The following is a 19,168-nucleotide window of genomic DNA, read 5'->3' on the forward strand; positions in this document are numbered from 1 at the left end:
AAAACACTTTACACCTTTTTGCCGGCTGCCATGCTATTATCAGCACTTTGCCGCTATTCAAGGTTTAAAGTGTTTTAGTTTAAATTACTTTTATAAATTACTTAATAATGAAAGTTGATCTTATCCCATTATAACTTCAATATTATGAGCTCCTTTATCTGTCACAGCAGGAACAAAGTTACCCTCTTTCTCAACTCCATCGATTATAACCTTCTTAACGCCCTTATTAACATGACTTGGGTTCTTTATAGTGATATTATATACTGTATCCCTAAATACCCTCTTTATCTTGATGTTATCCCAATCCTTAGGCACGCATGGATCGATAACGAGTCCATCGTAATCAGGCCTTACGCCCAATATCCATTTTGTGATTGCTTCATAGTTCCATGCAGCTGTACCTGTGAGCCATGAATTCTTTGCTTCACCAGGCTTAACAGCATCCTTACCGGCAATCATCTGTGCGTAAACATATGGCTCCATCTTGTGAATTTCACTGATATCTTCAATGTATGCAGGAGCAATTTTTGAATAATATTCAAAAGCCTTTTCTCCTCTGCCTAAAACCGTTTCAGCAATCATTATCCACGGATTGTTATGACAGAATATACCTGCATTTTCCTTATAACCTGGAGGATATGAAGAAATTTCTCCAAGGTTTACATGGTATTCGCTGTATGCCGGATTCTGCAATACACAACCATATTTTGTGTTGAGGTACTTGTCAACGGATTCCATAGCTCTTAAAGCCTTTCCGCTTTCAACACCTATTCCTGCCATTACGCAGAAACCCTGCGGCTCAATAAAGATTTTGCCCTCTTCGTTTTCATCGCTTCCGACTTTGTTGCCATAGAAGTCATAAGCACGCAGGAACCAATCCTTGTCATAACCATGAGTTTCTACGCATTCCTTCATCTTTTCAACTTCTTTAGTTATGCTCTGGCTCTTTTCCTTATTTCCCAATTTTTCAAAGAGCTGTGCATATTCTTTCCCTATATAAACGAACATACCGCCAATAAACACTGACTCTGCAGTTCTTCCCTGTTTGTTCTGGCAAGTCTGGAAGGACTCGTCAGGGTTTGTTGAGAAGCAATTGAGGTTCAGGCAGTCATTCCAGTCTGCTCTACCTATAAGCGGCAGTCCGTGAGGTCCCAAGTTATTTAATGTGTAAGTGAATGATTTTTCAAGATGCTCAAGTAATGTACCGGTGTTATTTGGGTTACAGTCGTATGGAACCTGCTCATCTAGAATTGACATGTCGCCGGTTTCCTTAATATACGCTGTAGTAGCCAAAATCAGCCACAGTGGATCATCATTAAATCCTGAACCGATTTCATTGTTACCTTTTTTAGTAAGAGGCTGGTACTGGTGATATGCACTTCCATCCTCGAACTGTGTAGCAGCAATGTCAAGTATTCTCTGTTTTGCTTTATGCGGTATCTGGTGAACAAAACCGAGAAGGTCCTGGTTGGAATCTCTAAAGCCCATACCTCTGCCTATACCGGTTTCAAAGAATGAAGCACTTCTTGACATGTTAAATGTAGTCATACACTGGTATGGATTCCATATATTAACCATTCTGTTTAACTTTTCATCATTGCTTTCTACTGAGTATTTTGAAAGCAATTCTTCCCAATGCTTAGCCAAATCAGCTAATGCCTTTTCAACCGCATTGTTGTCCTTATACTTTTCAATCATAGCCAAAGCTTTAGTCTTGTTTATAACTCCCTTGGCTGCCCATTTTTCTTCCGGCTTGTTTTCAACATATCCTAAAACGAATACAAAAACCTTCTCTTCGTTTGGAGCAAGTTTAACATTAAGCCCATGGGATGCAATAGGGTTCCATCCTGTAGCTACTGAATTTCTTGATTTTCCTTCAGCAACTACTTCAGGCTCATGTAAACCGTTGAACTGACCTAAGAAAGTATCTCTATCAGTATCAAAACCGTCTATTGGTGTATTCACACTATAGAAAGCAAAATGATTACGTCTTTCTCTGTAGTCTGTTTTATGATAAATTACACTTCCGTCTACATCAACCGCACCGATGCTGTATGTCCTCTGATAGTTTGTCATATCATCGTATGCATTAAATAAACAGAACTCAATGAATGAAAAAAGTGAAACTTCTTTTGCACTGCTGCCTGTATTCTTTAAGGATACTCTATGTATTTCTACATTATCTTCCAGCGGTATAGTGTAAGTAATCTCAGTCTCGAGGTTGTTTTTAACACCTTTAATCTTTGTATAACCCAGACCATGTCTGCATTCATAGCTGTCAAGATCCTTTTTTACAGGCATCCAGCTTGGTGAATAATATTCACTGCCATCCTTAATATAGAAATATCTTCCCCCGTTATCAAGAGGAATATTGTTATATCTATATCTTGTTATTCTTCTAAGCCTTGCATCCTTATAAAAGCAGTAACCGCCCGCTGTGTTTGAAATAAGTCCGAACATGTCATCGCTTCCAAGGTAATTTATCCAGGGATATGGAGTTTTGGGCGTATTTATTACATATTCCCTGCTCTTATCATCAAAGTAACCAAACTTCATTTTATAAGCTCCTTTCAAATATTTAACATCACATCCAAAACCTTCATGATTCAAATGTGTTATTAATTTTATTTTGGGTAATATTTTAATTTAAATTATGTCTACAAACTTGTACCTACAAAAAGACCATTATAGGGTGTAATTTTATGTTAAAACCTTATAACAGCCTTATATTTCAAATTTATTTAGTTTTGAAACAACATAAAATAAATAAATATTCTATAATTATTATTCTTTAACAGCTCCAGCAGTTAATCCGCTTATTATATATTTTGAACAGAATGAGAATACTACTATAATAGGTAGCATTGACATTGCAATACAGGAATAAACTGCACCAAAGTCGTTTTGGTAAACACCTTTAGCAAGAGCCGTCATAAGAGGCATAGTGTACTTATCCTGTGTATTCAAAATGAACAACGGCAGCAAGTAACTGTTCCATGAACCTATAAAAGTAAATATGGACATAGTAGCCAATGAAGGTACTATCATAGGCATTACAATGCTGTTAAATATTCTGAACTCAGAACATCCGTCCATTCTGGCAGATTCTAATACTGAATCAGAAACCGCAGATTGGATATAATAACGTGTAAAGAATACCATTGCAGGATTTGCCATTGCAGGTATTATTAACGCGAGCCTGTTATCAACAAGACCTAATGTGTAAATAACCTTACTGATACCGGCTAAGGCTATCTGCTGAGGAACAATCAACGATCCCAATACGATAGCAAATAAAAACTCTTTTCCTTTAAATTTGTACTTGGCAAAACCAAACGAAGTCAATGCTCCGAAATAACCCGATAAAATAGTAGCACTTACTGCAATCATCAAACTGTTTGCCATACCCTTCCAAATAGGAACAAGTAATGTCATTCTCTTATAGTTCTCAAGAAACTCCAATCCAGGAAATATCAAGAGTTTCTGTGCAATATCTTGACTGGAATGAGTACAGTTTATGATCATGAAGTAAAAAGGAAGAAAGCATATTACAGCCAAAGCTGTCATAAACACATATAATATTGCTCTACCTATGCTGAATCTACCCTTTTTCTTAACAGTATAAAAATTACTGTTCAAGTTTTTTGCAGTCGCACCACTATAGTTTGCACTATAGCTCATTATATCCACCCCTTAATTATCAGCTAAATTTTTGTCTAAAAGCTTAAAGGTAATTGCAACACAGACAACTACTATTACGAACATACCAGCGTATATTGTTGCACCATACCCATAGTTACTGTTCTTGATAGTCATATTATACATATACATAACCAAAGTCAAGGCTTTATCAAGCGGTGCTCCAACACCGTTTGTCAAAACGTAAGGAATATCGAATATTGTCAAACCACCTATAACTGATGTAACAATATTGTACATGATACTTCCCTTTATCCCTGGTATTGTGATATGCCTGAATGTCTGCCATCTGTTAGCTCCGTCAACATGTGCAGCTTCATACAAATCATCAGGAATAGCTTTAATTCCGGCCATGAATATGATCATACTGTATCCGAACCACATCCACCATAGTGTAAAAGAGATAGCTCCTCTTGTTGCAGTTACATCCTGAAGCCAGTAAAATGGCTCAGACAATACATTTAGCTTCATAAGAAGCATGTTTAACGAACCTGCTTGCCAATCGAGAATGTAATAGAATAGCAAACCAACGGATGCCATTGTTACAAGATTCGGTAAGTAAAAAATAGCTCTGTAAAAACCTGCAGCCTTTATTTCTGCACTTTTGTCTGTCAATATTGCAGCAAGCCCTATCGCGAAAATCATCTGTGGCACAACGTTACCTAACCATATAACCACGGTATTTCTTAATGCCTGCCAGAAAGTATTGTCCTTAATCAACTCCGCAAAGTTGTCAAAGCCCACAAATGAAGCGGGTACAGTACTTCCATCCCATTGCATAAAGCTTAACCATAGAGTATAGATCATTGGAAACAACGTGAAAATAGCTAGTACCACGAAAAAAGGGGCAATAAAAATATAGCCGTATTGACCGTATTTATCTCCTGCTCTTAATTTATTTAACAAAGTTCCCCCTCCTAGAATAATTAATTGAGTTGGCCTAATTTTAATAGACCGAGATTGCGAAATTACTCAACAGTAATGTCTTTCAAGTTAGTTTTTACCTTATCCTTGAATGTCTTTAGCATATCTTCTTTGGTCTTTATCTTACCTGCAAGATATGACCTCATAGTATCAACAAATGCGTTTTCAATAGTATCATCATACCTAGTAAGTATGTTGCCATTGATGTCTTTTATAAATGGTTCATAGAATTTGAAAAGGTCAACACCCATAATCTTGCTGGTTTCTCCAGCCCCTTGTGATATTACCAAAAGATTATTCGGGAAATCCTGATTTTCTACTGCCCACTTTTTCATTGCATCGTTGTCTGCTGTAAAGAATTTTAAAAATTCCCATGCAAGGTCTTTTTTGTCAGACTTGCTGTAAATACCAAACCATGTTCCCCCCCAGAAGAACGGGAATGGCGGCTTGGCTATACCCCACCTGCTGCCTTCTGCTGCTTTTTTGTCGTTTGATCCGACTATCCACGGTACGCCCCATGTAGGACAGGACCATGTTAAAGCTTTATCATCGGCAGCTATAGCAGCTGACCATGCCGGCGACCACTGATCCAAAGAAGCCTCATACTTGTTGTCTCTTAACTGTTTCGCAAAATCAATGAAGTCTAACATTTTCTGATCGATAACAAGCCTGTTATCAACAACCCAACCCTGATTACGGCCACCGAGATACATTTTCTGTGGCTCCTCAAAAGTTGGAAACAAAGATACTTTTCCAGCACTCTTTTCTTTTAAAGTCTTAGCTGTCTGAAGCATCTTTTCAGGTGTTGAAAGCATATCAGCTATAGCTGTCGGATCATCTGTACCAAGAAATTGTTTAGCCGGACCTTTTTTATAAGCTACAGCTCCCGCTGCCGCTTGGTGGGACAAAGCCTTCAAAGAACCCTTGTCGTCAGTACCGACTGCAACTGTATAAGGTATCATGTTTCCGACGATATCCTTAGCTTTTTCATTCAACTCCGCATACGCATCAGGCATTTCAACAAACCTCTTGACAAATGCCGACTCCGCTGGGAACACGTCAGGCACGCCTGAACCCGCTCTTACAGCCGAAGTAATTTTGTTTTGATACTGTTGGTCTTTGTCAGGTACAATTGAAATGTTAATTTTAACGTTTGGATAAGCAGCATTGAAGGCTTTTACAATGTTTGGACCTTCATCTTTATTGAAGTGCCAAAATGATATTTCACCTTTTAACGCCGTCCTACCAACGGGTGCCTCTGATGCAGGGGCACTAGCTTCTGCAGAAGGAGCTGTTGACGCTTCTGTCGATGCAGATGGTTCTTCCGAAGCAGCAGGTTCTGAATTATCGCCGCATGCTGCAAAGGTTGTTGCCATCAATGATACGCAAGCCACAACTGCCAAAAGCTTTTTGAACTTTTTCATTAAATAATTGTCCTCCTTCTATGTATTCTATATATTTATATCAGCTCATGGAGACAAGGCTCAGTACCAACCCTCCATGAAATAATATCCAAGCCAAGTGGCCGTATGTTAAAGGAGTCTTCTTTATTAGCTGTTCCTAAATTATATATTAATTCTGGATAACTAATATGTCAAGTGAATAATTTTGTGCATACCGCCATAAAAACAGCCGATAATTTAGTCAATTTTTATGCAATATTATACACAATTATAAAATGGATTTGACTTAAACCGTCCAAATAAAATAAAGTAAAATCAAATTAAATAATGCTTTCTCTATCATAAAAATCAATTAATTTTTATGTTGCAACAACGCCTTTTAAATTATACAACAAATTAATATAACTATAAAGCTTTTTATTTTAAAAATTAATAATTAATAAATGTTTTCATAATAAATATATTCATTTAAAGGGTCTTGTATACTACTTGTTTTCACTCATTTGAAGCTCCTGCCACTGTTGCCTGGATATAAGTACCTGCCTTGGTTTACTTCCCTCAAATTTGCCTACAATACCTCTGGCTTCCATCTGATCAATTATCCTAGCGGCTCTGGCATAGCCTACCTTAAATTTCCTTTGTATAAGTGACACAGATGCCATTCCTGCTTCCACAACAAGCTCTGTTGCCTGAGGCAGCAGGCTGTCGTTGTCCCCCGGATCGCTTTCCTCTTCACTATTAGAATTAAGGTTACTTATTTCGTCTATTAGATTATTATCGTACTCAACTTCACCCTGGGTCTTTATGAACTCTACAACTCTTTCAACCTCTTTGTCTGAAACAAAGGCACCTTTTACCCTTATGGGTTTAGGTTCTCCAACCGGGTAAAACAACATGTCCCCTCTTCCTAAAAGCTTTTCAGCTCCCGCCATATCAAGTATGGTTCTTGAGTCCACCTGGGAACTTACTGCAAAAGCAATTCTTGAAGGTATATTAGCCTTTATTACCCCGGTAATAACATCTACAGATGGCCTTTGGGTGGCAATAACAAGGTGCATTCCCGCTGCTCTGGCCATTTGTGCAAGCCTGCATATGGCGTCCTCAACCTCATTTGGTGCAACCATCATAAGGTCTGCCAACTCATCGATTATTATAACCACCTGAGGCAGTTTCTTTTGCTGACCCTCCTGCTCTATTACCGAGTTATATCCCTTTATGTCTCTTACACCCTTCTCTGCAAAGAGCTTGTACCTGTTTACCATTTCCTGAACAGCCCAGTTGAGTGCACCAGCAGCCTTCTTAGCGTCTGTAACAACAGGAATCAAAAGATGAGGAATTCCATTATATATTCCAAGCTCAACAACCTTGGGGTCAACCATCAGAAGCTTCACGTCGTCGGGGGAAGATTTATATAATATACTTACTATTATGCTGTTTATACATACGCTCTTACCTGAACCTGTAGAACCGGCAATAAGCATATGGGGCATTTTACCAATATCACCGACAATGGTATTTCCCGATATATCTTTTCCTATTGAAAAGGCAAGCTTTGAAGGAAAATCCTGAAACTCTCCCGATTCTATAACTTCCTTCAAAAACACAGGAATTACTTCTTTATTGGGTACTTCTATCCCAATCGCTGCTTTTCCCGGTATTGGTGCTTCTATCCTCACTCCTGAAGCCGCCAGGTTTAACGAGATGTCATCCGCCAGGTTAACAATCTTGCTTACTTTAACACCGGGACTTGGCTGCAGCTCGTACCTGGTAACCGCCGGACCTCTGCTTATATTTATTACCTTAACCTCAACTCCGAAGCTTTTTAGTGTATCCTCAAGCTTTTTGGCAACTTCCATTGCCGAGTTTTTAAGGGATTTTATGTCACTGATTTCCTGATTGTTATCATTTAGAAGCTCAAGGGGAGGATAGTTGTAACTGGCCTCAATCATTTCCCGCAAAGCAATTTCCTTGTCAACATCATTTTTATAGCTTTCCACATCAATTTTCTTTTTCTTTTTGACATCCTTCATTATGAATTCAACATCGTCATCCATTAGGACCTCAAGACTGTTTTCTGCTATTTTAGGTTGAATTTCATCTTTTATTGATATATCAAATTCATTACTTACATCATTTTTACTTTCCTTAACAGTCTTTCTCTCATTAGAATTGTTATGGAGCGAATCATCCTCATCCCTGTCAGTATTAAAATTAATAAGTTTGAACTTTCTCTTTGGAACCAGACCATCCTCATCCGGAACACTGCCTTTAAAAGTATTTCTTACTGCATTACCTGCTCCCTTAATAACTTTAAGTTTGGTACCTTTATTTTTTACATCCCTTAAAAAGCCTGCCAGCGATATGTTGGTAAGACGAATAAGCATTATTATGGAAAAGCATGTAAGTATTATCAAGGTCCCTAGAGGGCGAAAAATAGAGATAAAGGGCATACTTATGATACCGCCCAGTATTCCTCCTCCGATGTATTCATTTCCAAGATTATAGAATACCGACAATGAGCCTATGAATCCCTGATTTATAAACTTTTGAGAATTGGAATTATGAAACCCCGTGCTAATAATTGCCGACAACATTAAAAGCACAATTATAATATGTAAATATTTTTGATTAAGGCTGTCATTTTTTTTGAATATCATAAATGCTGAATATACAACAAGCATTGGAGGAATCACATATGCAGATATTCCCATTAAACCTAGAAGCACACTTTTTGATGCATTACCAAACACCCCTATAAGATCAGGGTTTATCATACCGATAAATGCAAGAACACCCAAAGTAAGTAAGATGAGACCTACTATTTCATGATTGTACTTTAAAATTCCCTTCTCATTGCTTTTATATTTTTTCTTTTGTATTCTTCTAACCTTCACTTTTGCACCCCCGAAAAACATAAACAAAATCACTAAGTGATTTTGAAACCTTGATGTTGTCGTGAGAAATTGTGGTATAGAATATACTATAATTCCCCAGACATCGAAAAAGTTAGTAATATAATTACTAACTTCGATTTTAATATAACACATTTTTATTATCTTTTTTAATATAACACATTTTTATTATCTTTTCTATAGTTAATAAGTAATAGTAAAATATTGGTTTTACTTAATTGCCACCTATTAAAATATACCTTCTATTTCAGTGCCCGGCTGAAGTTTTGGATTCAAATATGCTGACAAGGAAGTACTTAAAACCCTCCCTACAACATATTTGTCGTTACTATTTTTATATACCTCCACCTTCTCACCCAAATAGCTGATCTCCATAGTGGCTTGATTGCTTGAAACCTGGTTTAAGTTGTTTGGGGAACTGTGATAATTAAAAATTGATCCATCGGGTATTATGGTGTATAAAATCATTGAAGGGTTCCTCTATCACTGTTGTTGGAAGCCTCCTTTTTTACTGCGATAAGCTCATAAAGCTTACCTAAAGCTTCCGAGAGTCCTCCTAATTCATCAATAATTCCATTTTTTACAGCCTCTTCCCCAAACAGAACAGTCCCTACATCATTTGCCAGTTCACCAGTCTTAAGCATTAAATCCTTAAACTTTTCCCTTGATATTTTTGAGTTCTTGGACACAAACTGTACAACCCGCTCCTGCATTTTATCGAAATATTCATACGCCTGCGGAACACCTATTATCATTCCGTTTAACCTTATGGGATGAATGGTCATTGTGGCGGACGGTGCAATAAAGGAATGAGTAGTAGAAACAGCCATAGGTACTCCAATGCTGTGTCCTCCTCCTAATACCAGGGATACCGTTGGCTTTGACATACTTGCAATCATTTCAGCAATGGCCAGCCCTGCTTCCACATCTCCGCCTACTGTGTTTAAAATCAACAACAGTCCGTCTATATCGGGATTTTCCTCAATTGCAACCAACTGAGGAATTACATGTTCATACTTGGTAGTCTTGTTCTGCGGCGGCAGGACCATGTGTCCTTCAATTTGCCCGATTACAGTAAGGCAATGAATATTCCCTTTGCTTGTTACAAGAGGTGTAGTACCCAATTCCTTTAAGGTTTCCAGGTTTTCAGCTTTTGTACTTTGCTCCTCAGTAGCTTCCAAGGATTTAAACGGTTTACTAAAGGTCACCTTGCTTTCTTCATTCATCTTTACACTTCCTTATTATTCGTCTTAAATATTATTATTGGATGATTTCTATAAAAAAAACTTAGTAAATATTGTATAAAAAAGGGCAAAAAAAATGCCCTATAAGGGCGATTAGGGGAGTAAATTTTTATCTTACTCACAATAATTATCGACATTATTCCCAGTAACTTAACATTATTTTTTAAAATTTTTTATATTTTTTCATTATCTAATGTTACAAACATATTAAATATTGCTTTTCCAGAGGTTTTTTAATATATAATGTAGAAAAGTTATTCTATTATTAATTAACAAAGTTAGGAGATGCTTATGCGAAATTTTATCAAACTTCTATTAATAGCTACTATATTATCAACATCCTTACCTGCTTCTGCCTCGTTGTCTCCTATAATTGTTGCTCCGGCTTCATCGACTTCGCCGCTCATTTCAGACGCTGCAGTTTCAGAAGATTTAAGAGGCTTATGGGTTGCTTCAGTAGTGAACATCGACTATCCAGCAAAACCCACCACCAACCCTGAAACTCTTAAGAATGAAGCCTTAAAGGCATTGGATTATGCCAAAGACCTGAGGCTTAATGCCATTTTTCTACAAGTTAGACCTACTTCCGATTCATTGTACCAGTCAAAACTCTTTCCCTGGTCAAAATATCTGACAGGTACCCAGGGATTAGAGCCTGGCGGCTCCTTTGACCCTTTGAAGTTTTGGGTTGAAGAATCACACAAGCGTGGCCTTACGCTGCATGCATGGATAAATCCTTACAGGATTACAAAGAAATCCTCTTCCGATGCCAAGGATGACCTTAATGCCCTAGCTCCTACAAACCCGGCACGGATGCATCCTAACTGGGTGGTAAAACACAAAGACGGTAACTACTATTATGATCCTGGAATACCCGAAGTACGCAGACTAATAATAGACGGAGTTACTGAAATTATTGATAATTACGAGGTAGATGGTATTCATTTTGATGACTATTTTTATCCCGGAAAGGATTTCAACGATACGGCTACTTATAAAAAATACGGTGCAGCCTTCAAAAATATTGATGATTGGCGCAGATCCAATGTGGACGAGCTTATAGGAGACCTATCAAAATCCATTAAATCCAAAAATAAGGATATACGCTTCGGTATCAGTCCATTTGGAATTTGGGCAAATAAAAAAAGCAATCCTCTCGGCAGCGACACCAACGGAGGTGAATCTTATAACAGCCATTACGCCGACACCCGTAAATGGGTAAAGGAAAACATGATAGACTATATAGTTCCTCAGTTATACTGGTATATAGGCTTTAACCTTGCTGACTACAACAAACTCCTTACATGGTGGAAGAATACCGTTAAAGGAACAGGCGTAGACTTGTATATAGGCCAGGCTGCCTATTTATCCAATAATTCCAGCCAATCAAGTCCCTGGTATGGCACAGGTGAAATCGAAAAACAGCTTAAATTAAATGAAAAGACACCTGAAGTTGGTGGCAGCATTTTCTTTAATTATAGTACCATGGCTAAAAATCCTTCCCTTTCATCTGTAATTAAAGCAATCCATGAAAAGAGGGACAAACTCATAACTACTGCTCCTGTGACTGTAGCAAACCCGGCATCCAATATCACTACAACTTTAGATAAGTTTTACATTCATGGTACGTCAGATCCAAGTAAGCCTCTTTATATAAACGGGAAGAGAGTAGAATCCCATTCAAATGAAGGTTATTTCGGAGCCCTTGTACCTCTTGCTGCAGGTCCTAATGTATTGACTTTTTCCCAGGAAGGGTCATATACAACAAGAATAATATACAGACAAAGCAATTCACAGCAGCCCCAAAAGATGAGTTCGGCAAGTATACCGGCCTCATCGGTGATGCCTCAGTCAAAGGTTCTCTTATCACCTGGTGAAAAGGTAACACTTTCATGCCAGGCACCGGTAGGATCCAGCGTCTCTGTAACATTGGGCGGAAAAAAATACTCCATGAAAGCAAAGCAAACATCACTAAGCAGCAGCGGCATATATGCTACAACATTTACTTATGAATATACAGCACCAAGCTACAGTGGAACTCCTAGAAATATCGACCTCGGCTTTCCTGTTTATACTATGACATACAAAAAGGTAACTAAAACTCAAACAGCAACTGCAAAGATAGGAGTCATAATGAAAGGTTCGCCTTTTTTTGCAAAGGTCACCAGCGATGTGGCCAACACCTACAAGACAACTTCAACTTCAGATGGTGCGGCCTTCGAGCTTTACAAGGGAATGGTTGACCGTATCACAGCCATGAAAGACGATTTTGTAAAGCTTTCATCAGGCCAATGGGTAAAAAGCAGCACTGTAACCACATACATGTCTGGCTCTCCATCCCTTCCTGCTGTAAAGAAAGTAGTTTATAACGAAGGTTCCGGGTGGGACTTCATAGAATTTGAAACAACATCACATGCTGCCGCTTTTGCAAACTTTGAAGACTCCAACATGACAATAAACATATCAACTTCATCGCTAGCCTCTTTACCTGTGCTTCCCCAAAGTTCTCCATTTTCGTCAATTGAGGCTGCACCAAAGGATATGAGCACCAAATACACTCTCAGGCTTAGCCGTGGGAAGCAAATAGAAGGATACTATATAGAAAAGAAGCCAAACTCCGTTGTACTTTATGTTAAAAAGCCTGTGAAGGCTGCTTCAGGAAGCAAACCGCTAGCAGGTCTTACTATAATGATTGATCCTGGCCATGGAGGTACTGAAACTGGAGCCATAGGTCCACTAGGACTTAAATACCCCGAAAAAACCATAAATCTTAAGACATCACTCAAAATCAAAACTGAGCTTGAAAACCTGGGTGCAAAGATTCTCATGACTAGAACCATCGACAAGACCCTTTCCCTGGACGATCGGCTCACAGCATCAAGAAATGCAAGACCTGATATGTTCATATCGGTACATGCCAACAGCATGGGTGATAACGTGGATATTTCTAAAATAGAAGGTTTCTCTGTCTTCTACCGTGAAGATCTGGCAAAGCCTCTGGCCGATACAGTTTTAAAAAGCACCATTTATAAATTGGGACGTACTGACAAAGGATTGCACAAAAACAACTTTTATGTCACAAGAGGAACATGGACTCCTTCTATACTTATAGAAAGTGGGTTCATGCCTAACCCATATGAGTTTGGTTGGCTAATAGATGAAGATGCACAAACCGTACTTGCAAAATCAATAGCAGAATCCATTGTTCAATATTTTTCAAGATGATAAATTACGGGGTAACGTATACGATAATTCTTTAGATATTAAATAATACTTCAGTAATAAAGGCTTGCAGCGTATTTGCTGCAAGCCTTTATTACTGAAAGCTTTTATTGTTTTTTAATCAGCCTTCCTGAAAAAGTGTAGTGGATAAATACCTTTCACCTGTATCAGGAAGCACTACAACAATTTTTTTGCCTTTATTTTCAGGCCTTTTTGCCAGCTCAGTGGCAGCATAAACAGCTGCACCTGACGATATTCCAACCAACAAGCCCTCTGCTTTTGAAAGTTTTCTTGCTGTTTCAAAAGCCTCCTCATTCTTAACCTTGATAATCTCATCAACAATCTTTAGATTCAAAACATCAGGTACAAAACCTGCTCCAATTCCCTGTATTTTATGTGGTCCCTTGTTCCCTCCAGATAAGACAGGAGAATCAAAAGGCTCAACTGCAACTACCTTTACATCAGGTTTTCTCTGCTTCAAAACTTCACCTACACCTGAAATTGTTCCCCCGGTTCCTACGCCTGCAACAAAAATATCAACTTCTCCATCCGTATCTCTCCAAATTTCTTCTGCTGTTGTCTTTCTGTGAATTTCAGGGTTTGCAGGGTTTTTGAACTGCTGTGGGATATATGAATTAGGCGTCTCCTTTGCAAGCTCTTCTGCTTTTTTTATTGCACCGCCCATTCCCTCAGACCCCGGTGTAAGTACCAGTTCAGCTCCTAAGGCCTTTAAAAGATTTCTTCTTTCAACACTCATTGTATCCGGCATTGTAAGTATAAGCCTGTATCCCCTTGCTGCCGATACAAACGCAAGTGCAATGCCGGTATTTCCGCTTGTAGGCTCTATAATAACAGTATCTTTATTTATAAGACCTTTGTCTTCAGCATCCTTTATCAGTGCAAAACCAATTCTATCCTTAACACTTGATGCGGGGTTAAAGTATTCAAGCTTTGCTATAACACTTGCCTCAAGATTGTTTTCCTTATTATAGCTGGTAAGCTCTAATAGGGGTGTATTCCCAATAAGATCAGTCAAGTTTTTAGCTATTTTTGACATAAAATCGCCTCCACAAAAATTATTCCTACTATTCAAATATGTTTTATTTGTTATATTAATTCTAATGCTTTGTGTAAAAATTGTCAATATGTTTGACGAATTATTTTTATTATTCCGATTTGTTTTGTTGGTTTTATTTTATCTATAAACTCTTGTAATTATGCCTGTCATTATTAATTTTAATATTATGAAGTATTATTTATTCAAGAAATTTTCAACCATTCCCCAATATTTATTTTATATGAATTGACAGTTGTCATATAGTATCAGGCATAATTTTCTGGATATATAATAAGGCAGAGGCATTATACCTCTGCTCTATTATTTAAATTAACATCATATAGGTGTAAAATATATAATTATACAGATATTTTCAAGTCTGAAAAACCATCGGCAAACCAGGATGGAAGAGGTTTTGCTACAGGCACCCTCCCGCCTTTCAAGAATATATCACGATATACATTACCGGATATTTGAACAATATTTATCATTGTATCATTTATTATGCTGCTCTCATACATACATACCCTGCCGCCGCTAACACACAAATTCTTAGCAGAAAACACCATATGTTTTCTGCATGTAATAGGTCTTACAGGATATATCGAACATGAATAATTATCATCTAAGAAAGGGCAAGGTATTGATTGCTTTAAATAATTCATTTTTACCTGCTCATTTGACATTTGGATAGGACTTGGCTGAAACCTCGAAACATCATTAATCTTTTTTGATAATTGCTCTTTCCTGCTTTCATTAAAGTTTTCCAGTATATAACTTCTTATGTTCTCAGCTTCAATAATGGCTGTTTCAACAATCGAACAACAGCAGTGCCAGCACCCTTTGTCACACGGACTATATTTTTTAAATTCGCTAGCTCCATCATCAAAAATCAAATATGAATCCCTTAACAGAGCCAACCCTTCTTCCATACTAGTGCTTAAAGGCTTTTTTGTTTCACTGTCCAAAAGTTTTTCCCGTAAATCCATTACCTTTTTTCTACAGGAGTCAATCTTAATTTTATTGTAAATTATCTGTTTACCTTCGTAGTTCTCTGTCCCAAGGTACTCCAACTCACCATCACAGCATTTCTTATACTTAATGCCGCTGCCGCATGGGCATAGATCATTTTTTCCGATAAGTAATCCCATTTTATATTCCTCCTATACACTTATACCCTATTATATAATACTTTAAAATTCTCGGCAAACAGTTAATTTTACGCTAAGGTTTACAACTATTTACACTCCTTGATAATTACTACAAAACCTATCTGAATAATAAAATCAATAATTGTAAATGCATTTTTTTAATGCTAAAATTAAATTATCTGCAGACCTCAATGCAGAAAAATAGTGAAAAAAGGAGGGTAAAGAATTATTTTAATGTATCCAGTTATAAAAAAAGATATAAAATTAGGAGGTAAGTGTGCATGTTTTTATCAAAGAGAAAATTATCTGTGTTTCTGATGTTAACTATTTTAATATCAATGATTTTCAGCATGTCTTTCAACAACTCTTATGCCGCAAGTACACCTTATGGCCAGCTGAAAGTGGTTGGGTCCCAGCTTTGCAACCAAAGCGGACAACCCGTTGTGCTAAAGGGAATGAGCTCACATGGTCTTCAATGGTATGGAAACTTTATGAATACAAGCAGCATTAAAACTTTAAAGGATAGCTGGGGAGCAACGGTAGTTCGTGCTGCTATGTATACTGCCGAAAACGGTTATATAAGTAATCCGGCTGCTATGAAGTCCAAGGTTAAGGAAATTGTGCAGGCTGCTATAGATTTAGGAATCTATGTCATAATTGACTGGCATATACTGTCCGATGGAGATCCTAATACATATAAAACCCAGGCAAAAGAGTTTTTCAAGGAAATGGCTACTACCTATGGAAGCTATCCCAATGTAATATATGAAATATGTAATGAACCCAATGGTAATGCGTCTTGGACGGGTCAAATCAAGCCATATGCACAGGAGGTTATTCCTGTTATAAGGGCAGCAGACCCCGACGGAATAGTAATAGTGGGAACAAGCAACTGGAGTCAGGATGTTGACATTGCAGCCAACAGCCCGCTTTCATACAGTAATGTAATGTATGCATGTCATTTTTATGCAGGTACTCACGGCCAATTTCTAAGAGATAAAATAACATACGCAATGAATAAGGGTATAGCTGTTTTTGTTACTGAATGGGGTACAAGTGATGCTTCTGGTAATGGCGGACCATACTTGACAGAAGCAAAAACATGGCTTGACTTCTTTGCAAGCAAAAAGATAAGCTGGTGCAACTGGTCACTTTGTGATAAAAATGAATCGTCAGCTGCATTAGCTGCCGGTGCCAGTACTCTTGGCGGGTGGACCGACGCAAACCTTACTGCTTCAGGAAAGTTTGTTAAATTAAATATGAGCGGCGGAATCATTCCAAGTACAATCGCACCTACTCCGACACCTACATTAAGGCCAACAGCAACTCCTACACTACGGCCCTCGACTACAGCGACTCCTACATTAAGGCCATCTTCTTCAGTGAGACCTACAGCAACTCCTACAAGTACACCTGCTGCAACTCCCACTAACAGCTCACCGTCAGTAACATATACAATCCAGAATAGCTGGGGCAGCGGAGCAACGATAAATATTACAGTTAAAAACAACAGTTCATCTGCTATCAATAACTGGAGCTTAAAATTTGCATTTACAGGTAATCAAAAAATCACAAACAGCTGGAACGCTATCAGCACTCAAAGCGGAACAGCTGTTACAATAACCGGTTCAGGACATACTTCAAACATCCCTGCAAACGGTAGCGTGAATTTCGGGTTCAATATCTCTTATTCCGGCACCAACAGCAAACCTGGAAGTTTTACCCTCAATGGAATACCCTGTACAATTCAGTAATATTTATAAAGCAATGTCTATAATTATGATGCCAATATTTCTTGATATAAGTAGATTTCACTATTTAAAAATCACTATAATTTCATAGATATGAAAAATCATAAAAGTGCTGATTGTTGCATCTTAAAAGGTACAATAATCAGCACTTTTATTTCAAATCATTTTCTATACGTTGGACTTAATTACCGTACATCCATTTCAAACGCAACACAGAAGTTTGGTTGAGCAACTTTAGTTACATCTCCTTTAAATGGATCTGAATCACGCAAAAGTCCCCAGCGTATTGTTCCATTTGATCTTGCTGTCCTTACTGCCGTATACGCATAAGAAACTTTTACACCTGAGGCCGGAAGATCACTTGCACAAGTTATTTTTACCGAATTTCCGGAAATTTCAACAGAACTTATTGTAACTTTTGTACCGGAAGCAGTAACTTCAAAACCCTTTCCGTTTTTCCACTCCGTCACGCTTTGGTTTGGAGCCGGAAGTGTAGTGTCCCATACAAGAGGGCCCATCGGAACATGAAAATCTACAGTTATTACTTTACCGCTCATTGCGGCACTTGTTGGCTGAAGAGGCTTCCAATCCTTTCCTAAAACTACTTTTTCATAATAAACCTGTGCAAATTTCTCCCCTACCTGCTGATAACCGTTTACAGGCAAATGAGTACCATCCGTTATATAAGGCCTCTGATAATTAGGCCCGATGCACACAATATTTCCCGGATAGTCTACTCCCACTTTCCATTGTGCCAGTGTTCCCACTGATGTTGACCCCACTTCCTTCGGATATCCATGCTGCTGAACAACAAACATAGTTACGTTTTGAGTTTGCCCTGTTATAGCCTTTATATCCTGATTGTAATCGGACCACAGTTTATATATCTCGTTTTTATAGTTTGTATTTCCGCAATCCGTTTCACCATGTATAAGGGTAACTGCTCCAACACCGTAAGTCTTTCCTACTACTTTAGCTAAACGGTTGATAGCTTGAACTTCAAACATTGACGCAGCATAGGCACGGCCGATATTACCTGATTCTACTGCACCTTTTTTAAGTGCAACCATCCCTTGGCCGGACTCTCCTACAACTGTGTGGGCTGTGATATAGTCAGTACCTCCGGTTGATTTAACCATAGAGGTTATCTGATTAGCCATGGTTGAATGAGGCGTTTCTCCCCAAAGGTTGCCAGGATACGGAGCTGGATAGCCTGTTTGAAGAGCACGTAACGGTTCTATAAGGGGTACCATTTTTAGCTGTTGGTCATTAGGATTAAATGGCTGTGCTTTATTACTAGTACCCAGGGACAACATTAGATTGTTGTAGGGCTGTGTTTTTGTGGAAATGGGATTGGTTCCGACAGAAAGACTCTGTCCTGTGCCAATAATCCCATCCCAATCCCAAGGTCTATTTATAGTGTTTGTCGGAACAGCCATTGTAGGTGTAGGTGTGGGATTGCCAATCACAGTAGGGCTTACAATTGAATTAAATTTGGATGCAATAAAAATTACATCAGTCATATTTATAGCACTGTCATTGTTTAAATCATAAGATGAAATATACTTAGGTTCACCGATTACCGAATTAAATGCTTTTGCCAAAAGTATTACATCTGCCATATTTATAACGCCGTCATTGTTCAAATCACCCTTTGCCATTGCTGCCTCTGCGCTTCCTGTCGGCAGCAATATACCACCTAATAGTACCGCCGCACTTACGATAATAGTAACAACTTTTTTGATTTTGGATACACTCATAAACTTCTCCTCCTAAATATGCTTGGACTTTTATCTATTTATATA

The 19,168-nt window shown here is 38.1% G+C and carries 13 protein-coding genes; 2 read left to right on the forward strand and 11 right to left on the reverse strand.

The features are described from left to right. Positions 1–120 precede the first annotated feature (120 nt). The 8 genes from VIO64_RS12310 to VIO64_RS12345 form a co-directional block, all read right to left on the reverse strand. Positions 121–2,556: a GH36-type glycosyl hydrolase domain-containing protein gene (locus VIO64_RS12310; protein ID WP_331918585.1), complete on the reverse strand. Its 2,436-nt coding sequence runs from the start codon at positions 2,554–2,556 to the stop codon at positions 121–123. Between the two features lie 228 nt (positions 2,557–2,784). After that, positions 2,785–3,681: a carbohydrate ABC transporter permease gene (locus VIO64_RS12315; protein WP_331918587.1), complete on the reverse strand. Its 897-nt coding sequence runs from the start codon at positions 3,679–3,681 to the stop codon at positions 2,785–2,787. A 12-nt stretch (positions 3,682–3,693) separates the two neighbouring features. Continuing rightward, positions 3,694–4,605: a sugar ABC transporter permease gene (locus VIO64_RS12320; protein ID WP_331918589.1), complete on the reverse strand. Its 912-nt coding sequence runs from the start codon at positions 4,603–4,605 to the stop codon at positions 3,694–3,696. Positions 4,606–4,667: 62 nt separating this feature from the next. Continuing rightward, positions 4,668–6,047 carry an ABC transporter substrate-binding protein gene (locus VIO64_RS12325; RefSeq protein WP_331918591.1) on the reverse strand — a complete coding sequence of 460 codons (1,380 nt, stop codon included), beginning with the start codon at positions 6,045–6,047 and terminating at the stop codon, positions 4,668–4,670. A gap of 464 nt (positions 6,048–6,511) precedes the next feature. Further along, positions 6,512–8,920 (reverse strand): DNA translocase FtsK, encoded by a 2,409-nt coding sequence (locus VIO64_RS12330; RefSeq protein WP_331918593.1) that lies wholly within the window; start codon positions 8,918–8,920, stop codon positions 6,512–6,514. Positions 8,921–9,166: 246 nt separating this feature from the next. Continuing rightward, entirely contained in the window at positions 9,167–9,406 is a 240-nt protein-coding gene (locus VIO64_RS12335; RefSeq protein ID WP_331918595.1) for a YlzJ-like family protein, read from the reverse strand. Then, positions 9,403–10,164 (reverse strand): ClpP family protease, encoded by a 762-nt coding sequence (locus VIO64_RS12340; protein WP_331918597.1) that lies wholly within the window; start codon positions 10,162–10,164, stop codon positions 9,403–9,405. The genes VIO64_RS12335 and VIO64_RS12340 overlap by 4 nt, the downstream gene beginning before the upstream one ends. Before the next feature lie 296 nt (positions 10,165–10,460). Beyond that, entirely contained in the window at positions 10,461–10,649 is a 189-nt protein-coding gene (locus tag VIO64_RS12345; protein ID WP_331918599.1) for a hypothetical protein, read from the reverse strand. On the opposite strand from VIO64_RS12345, the gene VIO64_RS12350 reads away from it, so the two are divergent. Beyond that, positions 10,642–13,407 (forward strand): family 10 glycosylhydrolase, encoded by a 2,766-nt coding sequence (locus VIO64_RS12350; protein WP_331918601.1) that lies wholly within the window; start codon positions 10,642–10,644, stop codon positions 13,405–13,407. The two genes, VIO64_RS12345 and VIO64_RS12350, sit on opposite strands and share 8 nt — an antisense overlap. Before the next feature lie 118 nt (positions 13,408–13,525). Here the strand turns inward: VIO64_RS12350 and cysK are convergent, their stop codons facing one another. Then, positions 13,526–14,461, reverse strand: a complete 936-nt coding sequence (gene cysK / locus VIO64_RS12355; protein ID WP_331918603.1) for a cysteine synthase A — start codon at positions 14,459–14,461, stop codon at positions 13,526–13,528. A 359-nt stretch (positions 14,462–14,820) separates the two neighbouring features. Then, the gene (locus VIO64_RS12360; RefSeq protein ID WP_331918605.1) at positions 14,821–15,612 is read right to left on the reverse strand and encodes an SEC-C metal-binding domain-containing protein; all 792 of its coding nucleotides are present in this window, start codon (positions 15,610–15,612) and stop codon (positions 14,821–14,823) included. A gap of 281 nt (positions 15,613–15,893) precedes the next feature. Between VIO64_RS12360 and VIO64_RS12365 the strand changes: the two genes are divergently transcribed. Then, positions 15,894–17,366 (forward strand): cellulase family glycosylhydrolase, encoded by a 1,473-nt coding sequence (locus VIO64_RS12365; RefSeq protein ID WP_331918607.1) that lies wholly within the window; start codon positions 15,894–15,896, stop codon positions 17,364–17,366. Positions 17,367–17,548: 182 nt separating this feature from the next. On the opposite strand, the gene VIO64_RS12370 is transcribed toward VIO64_RS12365, so the two are convergent. Next, positions 17,549–19,123: a dockerin type I domain-containing protein gene (locus tag VIO64_RS12370; protein ID WP_331918609.1), complete on the reverse strand. Its 1,575-nt coding sequence runs from the start codon at positions 19,121–19,123 to the stop codon at positions 17,549–17,551. Positions 19,124–19,168 lie beyond the last annotated feature (45 nt).

The sequence above is a fragment of the Pseudobacteroides sp. genome (genome assembly GCF_036567765.1).
Classification (GTDB): Bacteria; Bacillota; Clostridia; order Acetivibrionales; family DSM-2933; genus Pseudobacteroides.